18 protein-coding genes and 1 tRNA gene are annotated in these 15427 nt (G+C 63.9%); 9 read left to right on the plus strand and 10 right to left on the minus strand.

The window, feature by feature from the left end:
* Positions 1-99 precede the first annotated feature (99 nt).
* Entirely contained in the window at positions 100-498 is a 399-nt protein-coding gene (locus F8E02_RS05380; RefSeq protein WP_317064455.1) for a 30S ribosomal protein S6e, read from the plus strand.
* Between the two features lie 426 nt (positions 499-924).
* On the plus strand, positions 925-1470 hold the full coding sequence (locus F8E02_RS05385) for a GNAT family N-acetyltransferase (protein ID WP_317064456.1): 546 nt from the start codon (positions 925-927) through the stop codon (positions 1468-1470).
* A gap of 32 nt (positions 1471-1502) precedes the next feature.
* Here F8E02_RS05385 and F8E02_RS05390 read toward each other — a convergent pair whose 3' ends face one another.
* Positions 1503-1967 (minus strand): DUF2240 family protein, encoded by a 465-nt coding sequence (locus F8E02_RS05390; RefSeq protein ID WP_317064457.1) that lies wholly within the window; start codon positions 1965-1967, stop codon positions 1503-1505.
* Positions 1964-2386, minus strand: coding sequence for a hypothetical protein (locus F8E02_RS05395; RefSeq protein ID WP_317064458.1), 423 nt, complete (start codon positions 2384-2386; stop codon positions 1964-1966). Before F8E02_RS05395 ends, F8E02_RS05390 begins: the two co-directional genes overlap by 4 nt.
* An 88-nt stretch (positions 2387-2474) precedes the next feature.
* Between F8E02_RS05395 and F8E02_RS05400 the strand changes: the two genes are divergently transcribed.
* Positions 2475-3914, plus strand: a complete 1440-nt coding sequence (locus tag F8E02_RS05400; protein ID WP_317064459.1) for a bifunctional metallophosphatase/5'-nucleotidase — start codon at positions 2475-2477, stop codon at positions 3912-3914.
* Positions 3911-4246, plus strand: coding sequence for a DsrE family protein (locus tag F8E02_RS05405; RefSeq protein ID WP_317064460.1), 336 nt, complete (start codon positions 3911-3913; stop codon positions 4244-4246). Before F8E02_RS05400 ends, F8E02_RS05405 begins: the two co-directional genes overlap by 4 nt.
* A 10-nt stretch (positions 4247-4256) precedes the next feature.
* Here F8E02_RS05405 and F8E02_RS05410 read toward each other — a convergent pair whose 3' ends face one another.
* Positions 4257-4634: a 30S ribosomal protein S8e gene (locus tag F8E02_RS05410; protein WP_317064461.1), complete on the minus strand. Its 378-nt coding sequence runs from the start codon at positions 4632-4634 to the stop codon at positions 4257-4259.
* 106 nt (positions 4635-4740) lie between these two features.
* Entirely contained in the window at positions 4741-5388 is a 648-nt protein-coding gene (gene hypB, locus F8E02_RS05415; RefSeq protein ID WP_317065154.1) for a hydrogenase nickel incorporation protein HypB, read from the minus strand.
* A 56-nt stretch (positions 5389-5444) separates the two neighbouring features.
* Here hypB and F8E02_RS05420 point away from each other — a divergent pair, with 56 nt between their 5' ends.
* The 4 genes from F8E02_RS05420 to F8E02_RS05435 all read left to right on the plus strand — a co-directional run bounded on the left by F8E02_RS05420 (position 5445) and on the right by F8E02_RS05435 (position 7816).
* On the plus strand, positions 5445-5717 hold the full coding sequence (locus F8E02_RS05420; RefSeq protein ID WP_317064463.1) for a signal recognition particle subunit SRP19/SEC65 family protein: 273 nt from the start codon (positions 5445-5447) through the stop codon (positions 5715-5717).
* Positions 5718-5722: 5 nt separating this feature from the next.
* The gene (locus tag F8E02_RS05425; RefSeq protein WP_317064464.1) at positions 5723-6367 is read left to right on the plus strand and encodes a histidinol phosphate phosphatase domain-containing protein; all 645 of its coding nucleotides are present in this window, start codon (positions 5723-5725) and stop codon (positions 6365-6367) included.
* 338 nt (positions 6368-6705) lie between these two features.
* Positions 6706-7722 (plus strand): transcription initiation factor IIB, encoded by a 1017-nt coding sequence (locus F8E02_RS05430; RefSeq protein ID WP_317064465.1) that lies wholly within the window; start codon positions 6706-6708, stop codon positions 7720-7722.
* A 22-nt stretch (positions 7723-7744) separates the two neighbouring features.
* Positions 7745-7816: transfer RNA gene (locus tag F8E02_RS05435), tRNA-Ala, on the plus strand.
* A gap of 301 nt (positions 7817-8117) precedes the next feature.
* On the opposite strand, the gene F8E02_RS05440 is transcribed toward F8E02_RS05435, so the two are convergent.
* The 4 genes from F8E02_RS05440 to F8E02_RS05455 all read right to left on the minus strand — a co-directional run bounded on the left by F8E02_RS05440 (position 8118) and on the right by F8E02_RS05455 (position 12436).
* Complete coding sequence (locus F8E02_RS05440) at positions 8118-9887, minus strand: CotH kinase family protein (RefSeq protein ID WP_317064466.1); 1770 nt, start codon at positions 9885-9887, stop codon at positions 8118-8120.
* Between the two features lie 113 nt (positions 9888-10000).
* Positions 10001-10228 (minus strand): hypothetical protein, encoded by a 228-nt coding sequence (locus tag F8E02_RS05445; RefSeq protein WP_317064467.1) that lies wholly within the window; start codon positions 10226-10228, stop codon positions 10001-10003.
* A 170-nt stretch (positions 10229-10398) separates the two neighbouring features.
* Entirely contained in the window at positions 10399-11091 is a 693-nt protein-coding gene (locus F8E02_RS05450; RefSeq protein WP_317064469.1) for a C39 family peptidase, read from the minus strand.
* Positions 11092-11245: 154 nt separating this feature from the next.
* A complete protein-coding gene (locus F8E02_RS05455; RefSeq protein WP_317064470.1) occupies positions 11246-12436 on the minus strand; it encodes a WD40 repeat domain-containing protein in 1191 nt (396 codons plus the stop codon).
* Positions 12437-12551: 115 nt separating this feature from the next.
* Between F8E02_RS05455 and F8E02_RS05460 the strand changes: the two genes are divergently transcribed.
* Positions 12552-12989, plus strand: a complete 438-nt coding sequence (locus tag F8E02_RS05460) for a C-GCAxxG-C-C family protein (protein WP_317064471.1) — start codon at positions 12552-12554, stop codon at positions 12987-12989.
* A 10-nt stretch (positions 12990-12999) separates the two neighbouring features.
* On the opposite strand, the gene F8E02_RS05465 is transcribed toward F8E02_RS05460, so the two are convergent.
* Complete coding sequence (locus F8E02_RS05465) at positions 13000-14181, minus strand: aminotransferase-like domain-containing protein (protein WP_317064472.1); 1182 nt, start codon at positions 14179-14181, stop codon at positions 13000-13002.
* A 66-nt stretch (positions 14182-14247) separates the two neighbouring features.
* On the minus strand, positions 14248-15369 hold the full coding sequence (locus tag F8E02_RS05470) for an acyltransferase family protein (protein WP_317064473.1): 1122 nt from the start codon (positions 15367-15369) through the stop codon (positions 14248-14250).
* Positions 15370-15427: the final 58 nt, after the last annotated feature.

The raw sequence follows: 15427 nt of genomic DNA on the forward strand, positions 1-15427 counted from the left end.
ATCCCCGGCACCTCTCCGGCTCCCGTTCCCGGGCCGATGAGGTATGCTTTTTAATACCATATTATCAAACTGTATAGGTACTTTCGAAGGAGTCGTCATATGGTGGATTTCAAAATCATCCTCTCAGACCCGGAGACCGGGCGTTCATACAAGATCGATGCAGCCGATCCGGCCGCCAGAGCGCTCATTGGCAAGCGCATCGGCGACGAGGTCGACGGGAGCATCTTCGGCCTTGCGGGCTACACGATCAAACTCACCGGCGGTACGGACAAGACCGGTATCCCGGCACGCCGCGACCTCCCCGGACCGGCAAGGAGGAGGCTCCTCCTCTCCGAGGGCGTCGGGTTCCACCCGGTCATGGACGGGGAACGCCGCAGAAAGTCGGTGCGGGGCAGCGAGATCAGCGCCGATTTCGTCCAGATCAACGCCGCCGTGAAGCAGAGCGGTGCAAAACCCTTATCTGAATACTTCGGACAGCCCGAGGCGGCTGCCGAATAATCAGCACCCATTTTTTCCTTCTGATCCGTTCTTCCGGGATGACCTGCCGCGTATCCTCATCCCGGTCACGGGGAAGATAGTTCCCCGCGGGGATCGGTCCTACCCGCCTCGCCAGGGTTCCCCGAGCGTGGCAGGGCAGGTGTCGCGGAGCGTGCACGCCCCGCAGTTGCGGGCGTGCGTGGGGCGCCTGGATCTCGCGGTATACACTGCGGATCGGCGGAGTGGGCCCTGCGCACCTGTCTAATGTTGTGCCTGACAAAGTGCTAAATAGCATCACAGTGTCTGGCGTGGGCAACTGCCTTCCCGAAGGGGTTCACCAGGGTGACGCCATTGTCAGGGACTGTCCAGAATTTTCGAGATAAAGGGCTCAATCCGATTAAAAGCGCCGCAAAGAAGGGCGTCTCTCTCGTACAGCGCCAAAAACGGATGATCTGCGATTACTTCGGAAGCAGGATGATCCAGAACTGGGATAAAATTCCCGGAGGTTACATCACCACGATCAACTCGGTTGCACTCGACGATGTCCTCCGGGTCTATTACGATGTCCTCCAGATCCATCACGAGTTCTGCGACATTGCCTCGGACGGATCATTTGATCGCTATTCCAGGATCTTCAGCCAGGTCTTCTACGTTGCGAAGTTAGACGCAGGGGTCGTCGGATACTCTGTCTACTGCGTTAAGCCCATGCTGACCCTCTGCGGCATCAGGAAAACTGCCGTGCTCTACTCGATGGCAGTTGATAGGGAGCACCGGGGACAGGGTATCGGGGAGCAGTTACTCATTATCAGCGTCCGGGAGATGCAGTTGAACGGCATCAACAAGATAGTCCTGTATGTCGGCAAAGAGAACATCCCCGCCCAGTTGCTCTACACGAAACTCGGATTCGTTGTGACGGGCGAGCTCGCAGGTGCCAGCGACGGGGGGGAGCCGTACTACAGAATGGTGCTGCGACTGCCGGCTATCCCTGCCTGAGATGCCGCTCCGGGCCGGCGGCCCCCCGCTCCTTACCGCTGCTTTGCGACCGACCGTTCCAGAGCGGGGAGTTTGTCCTCGAACGCCACCCCGTATTTCCGTGCGAGGATGACCGCCGCCGCCTCCGCCCGGAGGTTGCCGTCGAAGTGGTCGGTCACGACCCGGTGGAGCTCCGCAAAGACCTCCTGCGGCGGCTTTCCCGTGGCGGCGGCGACCCGCCCGATCAAGTCCTCGTAGGGGTTCTCGGCCGCGAGGACTTCCGAGGTGGGCTTGAAGCCGAGGGGGATCGAAACCTCTGCGATATCAAAGAGCGGCCGGATGGATCCCCCGTCCACCGCGACAAGCCCTTCCGCGATCGCCCGCTCCAGGAGTTGGTTTGCCTGCTCCTTGTTCATCCATTTCCGGTCGATGGCGATGTAGAAGACGAACTCGCTCCTCTGCAGCCGATCTTTGCGCATGTGCTTGAACGGCGCGGCAACCGCGATCCTGACGCTCACTCGCAGGCACCCTTGAGCAGGCTTCGCAGGTCCATCGCATCCATATCGCCGAGGCGGCTCTCTTTTGCTACGTAGCATTCCGTCACCGGCCCCTTATCGACGAGCCGGAGGTAAAAGACGTTCTCCGAGACCGGCAGCCGTTTGTCGGGGGTGAGGAGCGTCTTCTGCAGGCCGACCCGGAAGTCCGCCACCTCGGTGATGGCACCGGCGCGCGTGAGCGTGGCATCGAGGTCCTGGAACTGCGTCCGGCCGTCGGCGACCTGGAGGACGATCCGCTCCTTGACGAGGCCGTCAGGGCCCCTGCCGGTCGTATGAGTGTCGTGCATCCGGGCCATGCAGGCAAGGACATCCTGGAACGGCCGGGCGAGCTCGAAGTCGAGATCGATGGACTGGGGGAAACGATGGTATATCCTGCGCATCACTAGAAGTGACGCCCGCGGAACGTAAAAAGGATATGATCCCGCCGGAGCGCAAAGGTTTTTGACATACCCCGCCCTCCCGGCACCCATGACCGACCACCTCACCCTCCTCCAGGTGAACGACTCGCACGGTTACCTGGAGCCGCACCAGGAACTCTTCTACACTGCGGGCCTGCCGGAGTACCGGATCGCCGGCGGGTATGCCCGGATCGCCGCGCTCCTCGAGGGGATACGGGATACTCGGGGCGAGAGGGTGCTTTCGTTCGACTGCGGCGACACCATCCACGGGACCTACCCTGCCGTCCAGTCGAAGGGTGAGGCGCTCGTCCCGGTCCTGAACGCCCTCCGCCTCGATGGCATGACCGCCCACTGGGAGTTCGCCTACGGGCCGGAGCAGTTCCGGAAGGTGGCCCGCGCCCTCGACTATCCCGTTCTCGCCGTCAACTGCTACGACGACGCGACCGGCGACCTTGTCTTTCCACCATCCGCGGTCTGCGAGACCGAAGACCTCCAGGTGGGCGTCATCGGAATCGCCGCGACCATCGTCGACAAGGTGATGCCGGAGTCCTTCTCGGAGGGGATCCATTTTACCCTGGGGAACGAGGAGCTTCCGGAGCATATCGCCCGGCTCCGCGACGAGGAGGGGGTGGACCTCGTCGTGGTGGTCTCGCACCTCGGTTTCCCGCAGGAGGTGAAACTCGCGGGTGAGGTGGACGGGATCGACATCCTCCTCTCGGGGCACACCCACAACCGCCTCTTTGAGCCTGCGGTCGTCAACGATACGATCATCATCCAGTCCGGCTGCCACGGCTCCTTCCTCGGCCGGCTTGACCTCGCCGTGGAGAACCGGCGGGTGAAGCGCTACTCCCACGAACTGCTCGTCGTCGGGGAGGAGATCCGGCCCGACCCCGAGGTCGAGGACCTGGTCGCGGGGGTCGTGGACCCGCACCGCGAACGCCTCTCGCGGGTCGTCGGGGAGACCCGGACGGGGCTCTCGCGGACCACGGTCCTTGAGGCCACGATGGACAACCTCCTCCTGCAGGCGATCCTGGACGTCACGGGCGCGGAGATGGCGTTCTCGAACGGCTGGCGCTACGGCGCCCCGGTGCCGCCGGGCCCGGTGACGGCAAACGACCTCTGGAACATCATTCCGGTCAACCCACCGGTCTCGACGGTCGAGATCACGGGCCGGGAGCTCCGGGCGATGATGGAGGAGAACCTGGAGCGGACCTTCTCGCGCGATCCCTACGAGCAGATGGGGGGTTACGTGAAGCGGTGTATGGGGATCAAACTCTACTGCAAGCTCGAGAACGCGCCCGGCCTCCGGATCCAGGAGTTCTTTGCCGGCGGGAGAAGGCTCGACCCGGACACCGTCTACCGTGCCGCGTTCGTCACCGGCCAGGGCGTCCCGCCGCAATACGGGATGAACCGGGAGAACCTCGATATCCATGCGATCGAGGCGCTCGAACGCTACCTCGCCCGGGGTCCCGCGAGCGCCGAACTCCACGGGAGCGTGACGGCGATATGACACCGGAAAAGGTCGTCTTCCACCTTGACGAGCGCGAGAAGGTGCCTCTCGTCCTGAATAACGTGAAGAATCTCATCGACGAACTCGAAGGCGTCGAGGTCGAGGTGGTCGCCCACGCCGGGGGGGTAGAAGGGCTCCGCACCGGCAGCTCCCATGCGGAGCTCATGGAGCGGCTCGCGGAGAGCGGCGTCCGTTTCGTCGTCTGCGAGAACACCCTCCGCTCCCGGAATATCCTGCGCAGCGACTTCCCCGGCTACGTCGGGACCGTTCCGTCCGCTATCGTGGAGCTGGTCGTCAGGCAGGCTGAAGGCTGGCGTTACCTCAAGCCGTGAAAAAAAAGTATTATGCGATCAGGACGGCGTTGACGACGCCGTCCTGGCTGGGTCTGCTGACGATCCGTGCGCGGCCCATCTCGGTCCTGATGATGGCGCCCTTGGTCAGGAGGTTCCGCCGGACGTAGTTGGGGTTGGCGCTGTTCGCCTCGACCGTCTCGATCTTCACTTTCCGGGTCGTACCGTCCGCGGGGTTCGCGACCGTCGCGTAGTCGAGCCGGAGTGCCCGGACCTTCTGGTTGCCCCCGAAGGTGCGGACGATCTTCTTGCGTTCTTCACCGATGTGCGTTTCTGCGGGAGCTCTGCCGATCTCCGCTCTCATCTTGCCCCGGGAGGTGTGGTAGCGCCCGCCGGAGGGCTTCCGTACTGATCTTCCTTGCCACTGCATGTGACCACCGAAATATACTCTGCTGAGGATGCGGTACCCCCAGGGGATAGCGATCTCTCGTTAAAGTGCTATAACTATTCGAGACCGGGATATTTAACCCTGCTGATCACGCGAGGATCGCGTCAAGCAGCGCCTCGAGCCCTTCGCCGGTCTTCATGTTCGTCTTAAAGACCTTCATCTCCGGGTTGTAGCGGTGCATGTCGCGCTCCATCCGGTCGAGGTCGGCGCCGACGAACCCTGCGAGGTCGACCTTGTTGATGACGCCGATGTTGCTCCCGCGGAACATCATCGGGTGCTTGTTCACGACGTCATCCCCTTCGGTCGAACTGACGATGACGATCCTCTTCTCGGCGCCCAGGCGGAAGTCGGTCGGGCAGACCATGTTCCCGACGTTCTCGATGAAGAGGACGTCGATCTCATCGAGCGGCAGGTGCTCGATGGCGTGCTCGACGAGGTGGGCGTCGAGGTGGCACTCCTTCCCGGTATTGGCGTTGTAGGCCGGGACCCCGGCTGCGACGATCCGCTGGAAGTCGTCGTCGCCGTAGACGTCCCCGGCGATGGCGCCGGCGCGGAGGCCCCGCTCTTTGAGTTTCGGGGCGAGCCGCTCGATCAGGGCGGTCTTTCCCGACCCGATGGCGCCGAGGAGGTCGAACGCCCGGATCCCGTGACCCCTGAGGTGGGCGGCGTTGGCGTCGGCGATCCGGTTGTTGACGTCGTAGATGTCCTTCTCCACGTGGACGTCGATGTGGTGCATGGTATATACTGTGATCATGATCTGTTTATAGGTTAACACGCCCAAACCCTACGACAATGAGCGCAGAACGCATCCTGTACCCCTGTTATTTCGACGCCACGCTCCAGCGGCGGGAAGGGCGTCGCGTCGCGAAAAACCTCGGCGCGAAGTCCCCGGAGCTTGCCGCGATCGAGGCGGTCCTGCGGCGGATGAAGGTCCCGCACCGCGTGGAGGAGCACCACCACCCCGCCCGGTGGGCCGAGCGCGAGGGCCGGATCGTCGCGGAGTGGGAGGGGAGCAAGGAAGACCTGATCCGGAAGGTCGCCCGCGGCCTCTCGGGCCGGAAGTGACCGGGATGTACGACCTGCACACCCACACCATCCTCTCCGACGGCGAGCTCCTCCCGACGGAGCTCGTCCGCCGGGCCGCCGTCCTCGGCTACGAGACCCTGGCCGTCACGGACCACGCGGACGCCTCGAACCTTGCGCACCTGGTGGAGGCGGTGGGCGAGGTCCGCGACGCGGCGCGGTGCTACGGCGTCGACCTGCTCGTCGGGGTGGAGCTCACCCACGTCCCGCCCACGCTGATCCCGGCGCTTGCACGCGACGCAAAACGGCGTGGCGCCGATATCGTCGTGGTCCACGGGGAGACGGTCGTGGAACCGGTGGCGCCGGGGACCAACCGCGCCGCCTGCACCTGCGAGGACGTGGACGTGCTCGCGCATCCCGGTCTCGTCACGGAGGAGGATGCGCGCGAGGCTGCCACGCGGGGGATCGCGCTCGAGATCACCTCCCGTGGGGGGCACAACCGGACCAACGGTCACGTTGTGCGGGTGGCGCGGGAGGCCGGCTGCAGGCTGGTGGTCGATTCCGATACGCATGCGCCGTCGGATCTTATGTCAAAAGAGGCACGGTGGGCGGTTGCCTGCGGTGCCGGGCTTACGGGGGCGGAATCCCGGGAGGTTCTCTCCTGGGACATAAAACGGCTTCTGCAGAAATGAGATGAAGTATTTATATTTTAGCAAAACCTTTTTATGGGCGAGAGATCCATATATATGTGTTACTAAATACCTCCAACTATAGTATCCCCTAGAGGTTGCAGTTTGCGGTTAATCGGACGTTCTGTAAGTGTTTGTGGTAGTCGCTTGTTAATCTTGCGATGTGATGCTGCACAGTTGCCCCGCCTCTACGGTGAGGCTGTAGATCGCCGGTTGAAGCCCGTAGGGAAGGTAGTTGATATCCTTGGGAATATATCCTCTCCCTATGCCGTAGTCATCTGCTACAGCGGCTGTTCGGTGCAGGTTGGCGAGAAGATCTTTGCAAAATAGGTGTAGAAGCGATGGCAGAAGTAGAAAAACTCAAGCAGCTGCAGTTGCAGCGTGAGGCCCTGAAGAAGAGAGGGGAGCAGCAGAAGGTCAAGGAGACGGAGAAGAAGCGGACCGAGGAGACCGTCCAGTCCGTCTGTCCCGAGTGCGGCAGCCGCCAGCTCGTCCACGACTACGAGCGTGCCGAACTCGTATGCCAGAGCTGCGGCCTGGTCCTCGACGAGGAGTTCATCGACCGCGGTCCCGAGTGGCGTGCCTTCGACCACGACCAGCGGATGAAGCGTTCCCGTGTCGGCGCACCGATGACCTTCACGATCCACGACAAGGGTCTCTCGACGATGATCGACTGGAGGAACCGCGACTCCTACGGCCGTGCTATCTCGAGCAAGAACCGCGCCCAGCTCTACCGGCTCCGGAAGTGGCAGGGGCGGATCCGGGTCTCGAACGCGACCGAGCGGAACCTGGCGTTCGCGCTCTCGGAACTGGACCGGATGGCCTCCGCGCTCGGCCTGCCCCGGAACGTGCGGGAGACCGCCGCCGTGGTCTACCGCGACGCGGTGGACAAGAACCTGATCCGCGGCCGGAGTATCGAGGGAGTCGCCGCGGCCGCGCTGTATGCGGCCTGCCGCCAATGCAGCGTGCCGCGGACGCTCGACGAGATCGCCGAGGTATCCCGTGTATCGAGGAAGGAGATCGGGCGCACCTACCGGTTCATCTCGCGCGAGCTCGGATTAAAACTCCTGCCGACGTCCCCTATCGATTACGTACCGCGCTTCTGCTCGGGCCTCAACCTGAAGGGTGAGGTCCAGAGCCGTGCGGTCGAGATCCTCCGGCAGGCTGGAGAACGCGAACTTACGAGCGGCAGGGGCCCAACGGGCGTCGCTGCGGCCGCTATTTACATCTCCTCGATCCTCGGCGGAGAGCGGCGCACCCAGCGCGAAGTCGCGGAAGTCGCAGGCGTGACCGAGGTCACGATCAGGAACAGATATAAGGAACTAGCAGAAAAATTAGATATCGAGATCATACTCTGATCTCATATCTTCCCACACTCCTGGGCTCGTAGATCAGGGGTAGATCGCTACGTTCGCAACGTAGAGGCCGCGGGTTCAAATCCCGCCGAGTCCATTTTCCTGTTTTCGCACTGTGTTCTTCACATAACTTCTATCCCGTTCTGCAAGGTCTCCAGGCGACCGGAGGTCGTCGGGGGTTTTGAGCGGGGCGCAGCCCCCTCAGTCCGACTATGGGCCACATTCCATTGCCTCTGTCGGATGGTGCGCGATCGGGAGGTTCTTTTTCCGGCTCCTCCGATCTCTCCAGTACGGCGCAGAGGAGACCGGAGCGGGTTGAGGGGGGGGGTGCGCATGAAAGAACGGGTCAAAGAAACCGGCCCGGGGACCGGTATCCGCCGGCGCGGGGCACCCCCCGTCTATCCCCAGGTGAAGTTCCGTACCGGCTCCTCCGGCAGCACCAGCACAAACCTGGCTACTCCCTGCAGGGAGACGTCTGCAGACGCTTTGTTCGAGTATGGGTTGACGTAGGTCTCAAGCATCGTCCGGTTCCCGGCCTCATCCTCCCGTGCCATCGCCAGATCCCACTGTGAGTACCGGTCGTCCCTGACCGCCGCGTCGCTGACGAACCAGTTCTCCGGCGGGAAGCAGCACGACGCGACATCGTTCCTGTAGTAGAGGGTCAGTTCGCCGCTGACGTCGGCGTCGCCCGCATCGAACTCCCACCGCCGGTCGATGCCGGGATTCTCAGATGTCTCGTTCACTGCGGCAGCGATCGTGCCCGGTTCCCGCACCTCCGAGACCTCAAAGGTCGCGATCACCCAGCCGTCGGAATCGGTGAAGTGGACGAGGCTCTCTTCCGGGTCAGCCGGTATCTCAGCGGAGGCGGCATACGGTTCTCCGGGGACGGGATGGATCGCTCTGTCGAGGAACTGGTAGCGGAGCCGCACAAAGTCCTGGATCGTCTCGGTGTGATACGCCAGGTAGCCGAGATCACCGTGATGGTTCTGCGGGTGCAGCACGAACGCGTCTTCCCCCGGCGTGACGTTCAGGCTCTCGCCGATCGCCTCCTCGTGGAGAGCAAGCTGCCCGGCATAGTAGTCTTCCGTGAAGACCTCGTCCATCAGGTAGACCATGCGGGCTTCAAGCCTCTCGCGGAGCGCGGGGGTCTGGAGGAACTTCTCCACCAGGTCATTGTCCCACCCGCCTGCCACCGGTGACTCATATCCGAAGTAGTCGTTGACCGTAGAATCTCTCCGGCTGTGCGAGCCGAACGTCAGGTCCTTGTCCCAGGGTATGACCACCCACCCGGCGTCCGGGTCCTCCGTGTCCAGGTAGAGCCAGTAGTCGTCGCCAAAGGAGTCGACGTCGCCGATGAGGTAATGGATCGCCAGCCAGTCGATGAAGTTCTCCTCATCGAACCGCTCGATGAACCCCTCCTCGAACTCCGTCCCGGCGGGAGTCCGGTAGACCCAGGAGACGAGGTCATGGACCGCCCCCCAGTCCGGGTCGCCCCGGCTGTCCATGGTCGTCTCGAGGAATGCTTCCGGTTCGTCCTGCTCATCGATAGGATACCCGAAGGCAGAGAGGCGCCCGATCCCCGGCTCATAGTAGTGCCCCCGGAAATCGTCGGCGATCAGCGTCCCTGCAGGGTCGAGGCCGTTGCTTGCAAGCAGGTCGCCGTCGACCCGTTCCACGTGGACGTACAGACCCTCGTAGACGCCGTTGATGTACAGGTCGAAGTGTTTCGTCCTCGACGCGGGCTCTCCGAGGACGTGAAAGAGGTCCATCGAGAGTTTCTCCCGCATCATCGTGGGGTCGGTGTAGGTGGCCTTCAGGTTCATTACGTTGCTGCCGAAGAGGAACTCCTGGGGTTCGATGAACCGTATGTCGAACGATTTCTTGGGGAGCTCCCGTGACGAGGTGCCCCGGAACCGCACCCCCTCGATCTCGATCTCCTCGCCGTCGGGCGAGAGCCGCACGGAGCCGTTCAACCGCTCGTCGGATCCATCTCCGCGGCTGTACAACTCGGCGAGATCGCTCTCCTCCATGAAGAGGTAGAGGTCCAGCACGCCGGAGTCGGAACCGCTCACATTCGCCTGCCCCGACGCTGCAGGTATGGTGAAGGCCATTGCGGCCAGCACGAAGAGCATGCCGGCCACTGCCCGGGCCGTAGAATCCATTGCCATGGGCCGGAGTCATGCCGTCAGACGGCATTAAGGTTGCCCGCCCGGGCGAGCGGGAACCGCAGTGCCGGGTATATTGATGGGCGGACGACCGGGCTCACGGGGTTACGCCGTCGTCACTTCTTCGCCTGCTGCCGGGCGATCCGCTCTTCCCCCTTCTTCGATTGCTCGTGCTCCGCCCGCGGCGTCGGGGTCTCGGGCGCCCCCGGCGGGCGGCTCCGCTCCCGCCCCTCGTCGCCGAGTTCGGCGGGGACCGGGCTGTAGACGATATCGGTCCCCTTATCCTCGAACGGTATCTCCTCATCGGGCCGGTCTTCCCGCTTTCTCCTCTGCTCCTGTGCCATCCACATCCTCCCGGGCGGCCCTTGCCATATGCCGGAACCGTCCGGATGGTGCTCGGCGGGATGTGTAAAAGTCCTGCCGGTGGAGGGGGGGAGCCCGCCGGCGCAGGCATCGGAGAGCGCTCCCACCCCATTTTATCCTCCGAGGAGAGTTGAGAGTCTAGCGCCCTGTTTCAGTCGACGTGGGTAAATGCCGGGTATCCCGCAGACTCGTTGCCCCGTATGAAGATGCCGGCTTGATAGAGTGCGGTTGAGTTGACACCAAAGGGGGGTGTTCCCAGATAGTCGTGCCAGCGGGAGAGGAACTCCTGCCTCGGTATCTTGCCGCGCGTCCCGAGCATGGCAGGATCTTCGAAGTACACGTTCTCACTGTCAAACCCGATCACGACCATGTAGTGCCCGTCCTCCCAGTCGGTGTCCCAGCTGAACTCCTCCGGGTCAGTATCCGCCCACGCCTGGCAGGCGATGATGACCGGGTTCTTCTCCGCAACCGACCGCTCGAGATCGGCAAGCGTGAGGTTCAGTCTCAGTTCTGCGGAGAGTCCATACTCCCGGGCGACGCGGACGATTGCATCCGGGGGAGTGCCTGTCTCAGGGGTTGTGCCGAGTTTCTGCATAAGGACTCCCTCGCGTACGTCGATCCCCTGGTAATTGAGCACTGCCTGTAACGATGCGGCCCCACAGGAGTATGGCTGGCTCTGCCGGACATCCGGGACGCCGGTCAGGAGATTCGAGAGATTCCCCGACTCCGGGCCCGCGATATTAGAAGCAGCCTCTTGATTCGATCCCTGCAGACAGCCGGCAGAGACCGAGATCCCGAATAAGAGTATGCATGTAGCGATATAGAGCGAAAGGCCCCTGTGCATCCTGGAAACCTCGATATAGTGAGTTGCCCGGCTGTCGGTTAAGGCTTGTCTTTGGTGCGTTCGGGGCTTCTGCAGGAATAGAAAGGGAGGTGACCCGACCCCGACACACGATGGCTGCCGGTGGAGGAAGAGGGTCCGCTCCCCTCCCCATGCGTCACCGACGTCGGAAGAGGCTCCCGGCCACGGCGGCCGTGACGGCGACGATCCCGATCAGCGCCCCCGCTCCCCCGGCCCGGGTCGGCGTCGCCACGGGTGTCGCGTTCTCTGCCGGGCCTGTCGGCGCCGGCACCGGCACATCGGCCGTCCTGAAGATGAAGGCCTGCTCCCCGGCGCCCGCGGCAAGGTAATCGCCGCTCCGGGAGAGGGCGACCGCCGTCACGGGGGCCCCGGCATCAAACGACCAGCGTGCGTTCCCGGCGCCCGAAAAGAGGTGCACGGACCCGGCCGCGGTACCGGCCGCGACCGCCTCCCCCTGCCGGGATATATCGACGGCGAGGACGTCGCCTCCGGTCCGGTTCGTCCAGAGGAGGCCCTCGCGTGGCCGGTAGCACTCCAGATCGCCTCCCTCCTTCCCGACCGCCGCGAACCGCCCGTCCGCGGAGAGGGCGAGCGTGAGGATGGGAGCTCCGGTGGGCATCGCCCAGACAAGTCCCCCTTCCCTGTTGTAGATCAGGAGGGCGCGGTCACGGCCCCCGGCGGCGACGACCGACCCGTCACGGGACACGTCGACAGCGGTGATCGGGCCGCGGGCGAGCGCCTGCCAGGCCCGGGTCCCCTGCCTTCTGAGGAAGTGGATAGCGCCGTTGTCGCTCCCGGCGACGATGTAATTGCCGTCGGCGGTGAAAGCGACGGTCGGCACGACCGGGGTGGTGATGGGAGACACCGGTGAGCTTCCGCCTATCGAGGCGTTCCACCGTTCCGCGCCCAGGTGATCGAAGAGGGTGATGCGGTTGCCTCCCACCGCGAGGGCCCGGCCGTCCCCGGAGAACGCGAGGTCGCGGACGGGTCCTGCGACGCTCGCGGTCCAGTAGCGGTTGCCGTTCCTCTCGTCGAGGAGGAGCACCTCGCCCGCATCGGTCCCGGCGGCGATATAGTTCCCGGCGTCCGCGGCGGCAACCGCCGTCACCGCGTTCCCGGCGCTCACGTTCCAGGCGATCGTGCCGTTCCGCTGCAGGCAGACGATGCTGCCCTCTCCGGTTCCCGCGACCATGTACCGGCCGTCTGCGGCGATCGCAACGTCGTTGACGATGCCGCCCGCGGGTATGCCGTAATAGGATGAATCCTCGCCGGCGGCTGCCGGGACCAGGACGGCGATAAGGACGATCAGCAGTGCTGCTCTCTTCATGGTAACGCTCTTCTCCAGGTCTCTACTTTTCCGTTTGAGTTCATAAACTGTCCTGTGGACCTCCCGCGGAAGTTTGAAGGCGGCAGGCGCGCAACCACTCCGTCAGGTGAATTTTATGACGGAACGATCGGAGAAGGCGGTCGCCTGCTTCATGCAGGGCTGTAATTGTGCACAGGCGGTCAGTTCGGTCTTCGCCCGCGACGCCGGGGTGCCCGAGGAGGTCATCCTCCGTGCGGCCACCGGGTTCGGCGCCGGGGTGGGGCGTACCGGAGGCGCATGCGGGGCCGTGTCGGGGGCGGTCCTCGCGATCGGGCTCATCTTCGGGAGCACCGAACCTGAGGAGAAGGAAGCGAAGGACCGGACCTACGCCGTCACGCAGGAGTTCATCTCCCGCTTCGTCCGGAAGCACGGCACGGTCTCCTGCACCGGGCTCCTTAACTGCGACCTCTCGACCGACGAGGGGCTGGCCCGGGCCCGCGAGCAGGGTCTCACCCGGACCCTCTGCCCCGGATATGTCCGGGACGCGGTAGAGATCCTCGAAGAACTGCTCTGAGCCGGGCGGCTCACCCGATGAACGTGCGGATCGCTGCTCCGAGGCGCCGGATCCCCTCGGCGATCTCCTCTTCGCCCGCATTCGAGAAGTTCAGGCGCATCGTCGTATCCCCGCCCCCGTCGACGTAAAACGCCTTTCCCGGCACGAACGCAACGTTCTTTTCGAGAGCGATCTCCAGAAGCCGCATGGTCGAGCAGCCCTCCGGGAGGGTGACCCAGAGGAACATCCCGCCGTCCGGCCGTGTATAACGGGCATCTTCCGGGAACTCCTCCTCGATCGCGGCGATCATCTGGTCGCGCTGTGTACGGTAGGCCCGGGTGATACGTTCGATGTGGGCGTCGATATCGTTCGTCTCGAGGTAACGGGCGATGACCCGCTGGGCGAGGGTGTTTGAGTGCAGGTCGGAAGCCTGCTTTGCCACGGTGATCTGGTCCATGATCTCGCGGGGGGCGGCGACCCAGCCGACCCGCAGGCCGGGCGTGACGATCTTGGAGAATGATCCGGTGATGACCGTCGCGTCACTGAGATACTGCCTGACGGAGGGGAGGCATCTCCCGTCGAACCGGAGCTCGCCGTAGGCGTCGTCTTCGACGAAGACCGTTCCGGTGCCGGCGAGCGCGGCGGCGACGGCACGCCGCTTCTCCTCAGAATAGGTGATCCCGGACGGGTTCTGCGCGTTCGGGACACCGTAGAAGAGTCTGGCCGGCGCCTCCTCAAGCATCGCTTCCAGACATCCGGTGTCCGGGCCGTCGTCGAGCAGTGGCACGGAACGGAATTCGGGCTCGTAGAGAGAGAACGCCTGGATCGCCCCGAGATAACCCGGCCGTTCGATGAAAACCGGATCGCCCGGGTCCAGGAAGACCTTCCCGATGAGATCCAGGCACTGCTGGGAGCCGTTGGTGATCAGGACCTCATCCGGGTCGACGGAGAGGCCGAGGCGCTGCCGGTAGCGTTCGGCGATGAACTCCCGCAACGGGAGATAGCCTTCGGTCGTGCTGTACTGCAGGGCTGCCCTCCCCGCATCCGCCATGACGTCCTGTGCGGCCGCCGCCAGTTCCTCAACGGCGAAGAGCGAGGGGCTTGGGAGCCCTCCGGCAAACGAGATGACCTCGGGCTTCTCGGTTGTCTTGAGAATCTCGCGGATGAAGGATCGGGGTGTTTTCCCCATCCTGGAGGCAAAATGGTACGCCATACTCTCGCGTCCTCTATAATTGGTTAACCACTATGCTCTGATCCGGGATAATAGGTGCCGCCGATATCACCGGCGGGCGACGTATCGCCACGCGCCGCCGGCAGAGAGGAGCGCCTCCGCACGCACCCGGTATGCCCGGAAGACGTCCGCCGGCGCGATCTTCTTCAGTGCCATCGCCCGCTTCTCGACGAGATGCCAGGAGAGGAACGCGAGGGCGAACGTCGCGAGGAACGAGAGCCCGCAGAGCGCCGGAAGGGAGAGACTATTCTCCGTGGTCTGGATGATCGTCTGCTGGAGCGGGTAATGGTAGATGTAGAGCCCGTAGGAGAAGTCGCCCGCTCTACCGAAGGTGTTCAGGAGCGGGACCGGGAGATGCGCGGCGTAGATGGTGAGGTAGGGGATGGCGATCACCCCGGCGACGGCCAGGTAGGGCGTCAGGGCCGCGAGCCCGAGCAGCAGGAGGAGCCCCCCGGCGACGGCCGGCCGGTAGGCGATCCGCTCCCTCTGAAGGTAGAGGTAAGCCCCGATCAGGAAGTAGAGGGTGAACCGGACCTTCGCCATCCGGGGGTCGTCGAACCAGTATAGCCAGAGGAGGAGGTTGATGGCGGCGAGGGCGGGGATGGCGCCCCGGCGGTAGAGGAGCCCCGCGATCCCGATGACCGCGACGACCCCGTACATCGCGACCTCGACGGGTATCGTCCAGAGCGAGCCGTTGACGTAGGTCCAGGGGTTCTGCTGGAAGAGACCGATCGCCGACCCGTTCTCAAAGAACGGGACGGTGGCCATCCCTGCCGGGGAGAAGAGGGCACCGAAGTAATCCCCGATGGGAAGGGACGTCATCAGCGGGCCGATGATGAAGAGCGTCAGGACGATCTCCGGGATGAGCGCCGGGACGACCCGGAGGAACCGTTTCCAGGCGAACCGTCGGGGCGACGCGGTCGACTCCCAGCTCGCCGTGATCAGGTAGCCGCTGGTGACGAGGAGGGCGGCAAGCGCCCCCTGCCCGAGCAGCACGACCGGATCGGAGAGTCCGACGTCGACGTAGCCGAGCCTGAGCGCATAGGCGTGGGTGACGACGATCACTGCCGCTGCAGCGAAGCGCAGGAAGTCGAAGTTGTTTGAGAACCGGCCCGCACCGCCGGGAATGCTCCCGCCCACCGGGGCGGCTCCCGGGTGCTGTGTGGTCATGGCAGTCAGGATAACTGCACAACTGTGCTCCGGCAGTCATTAAATAATTAGCCAAAGT

Source organism: Methanoculleus caldifontis (assembly GCF_032842345.1).
Classification (GTDB): domain Archaea; phylum Halobacteriota; class Methanomicrobia; order Methanomicrobiales; family Methanoculleaceae; genus Methanoculleus; species Methanoculleus caldifontis.

Bases quoted from the DNA above. Each gene is read 5' to 3' on its own strand.
- F8E02_RS05380 (WP_317064455.1), top strand. From the start codon at position 100: ATGGTGGATTTCAAAATCATCCTCTCAGACCCGGAGACCGGGCGTTCA.
- F8E02_RS05385 (WP_317064456.1), top strand. From the start codon at position 925: ATGATCTGCGATTACTTCGGAAGCAGGATGATCCAGAACTGGGATAAA.
- F8E02_RS05395 (WP_317064458.1), bottom strand. From the start codon at position 2,386: ATGCGCAGGATATACCATCGTTTCCCCCAGTCCATCGATCTCGACTTC.
- F8E02_RS05400 (WP_317064459.1), top strand. From the start codon at position 2,475: ATGACCGACCACCTCACCCTCCTCCAGGTGAACGACTCGCACGGTTAC.
- F8E02_RS05405 (WP_317064460.1), top strand. From the start codon at position 3,911: ATGACACCGGAAAAGGTCGTCTTCCACCTTGACGAGCGCGAGAAGGTG.
- F8E02_RS05410 (WP_317064461.1), bottom strand. From the start codon at position 4,634: ATGCAGTGGCAAGGAAGATCAGTACGGAAGCCCTCCGGCGGGCGCTAC.
- hypB (WP_317065154.1), bottom strand. From the start codon at position 5,388: ATGCACCACATCGACGTCCACGTGGAGAAGGACATCTACGACGTCAAC.
- F8E02_RS05420 (WP_317064463.1), top strand. From the start codon at position 5,445: ATGAGCGCAGAACGCATCCTGTACCCCTGTTATTTCGACGCCACGCTC.
- F8E02_RS05425 (WP_317064464.1), top strand. From the start codon at position 5,723: ATGTACGACCTGCACACCCACACCATCCTCTCCGACGGCGAGCTCCTC.
- F8E02_RS05430 (WP_317064465.1), top strand. From the start codon at position 6,706: ATGGCAGAAGTAGAAAAACTCAAGCAGCTGCAGTTGCAGCGTGAGGCC.
- F8E02_RS05440 (WP_317064466.1), bottom strand. From the start codon at position 9,887: ATGGCAATGGATTCTACGGCCCGGGCAGTGGCCGGCATGCTCTTCGTG.
- F8E02_RS05445 (WP_317064467.1), bottom strand. From the start codon at position 10,228: ATGGCACAGGAGCAGAGGAGAAAGCGGGAAGACCGGCCCGATGAGGAG.
- F8E02_RS05450 (WP_317064469.1), bottom strand. From the start codon at position 11,091: ATGCACAGGGGCCTTTCGCTCTATATCGCTACATGCATACTCTTATTC.
- F8E02_RS05455 (WP_317064470.1), bottom strand. From the start codon at position 12,436: ATGAAGAGAGCAGCACTGCTGATCGTCCTTATCGCCGTCCTGGTCCCG.
- F8E02_RS05460 (WP_317064471.1), top strand. From the start codon at position 12,552: ATGACGGAACGATCGGAGAAGGCGGTCGCCTGCTTCATGCAGGGCTGT.
- F8E02_RS05465 (WP_317064472.1), bottom strand. From the start codon at position 14,181: ATGGCGTACCATTTTGCCTCCAGGATGGGGAAAACACCCCGATCCTTC.
- F8E02_RS05470 (WP_317064473.1), bottom strand. From the start codon at position 15,369: ATGACCACACAGCACCCGGGAGCCGCCCCGGTGGGCGGGAGCATTCCC.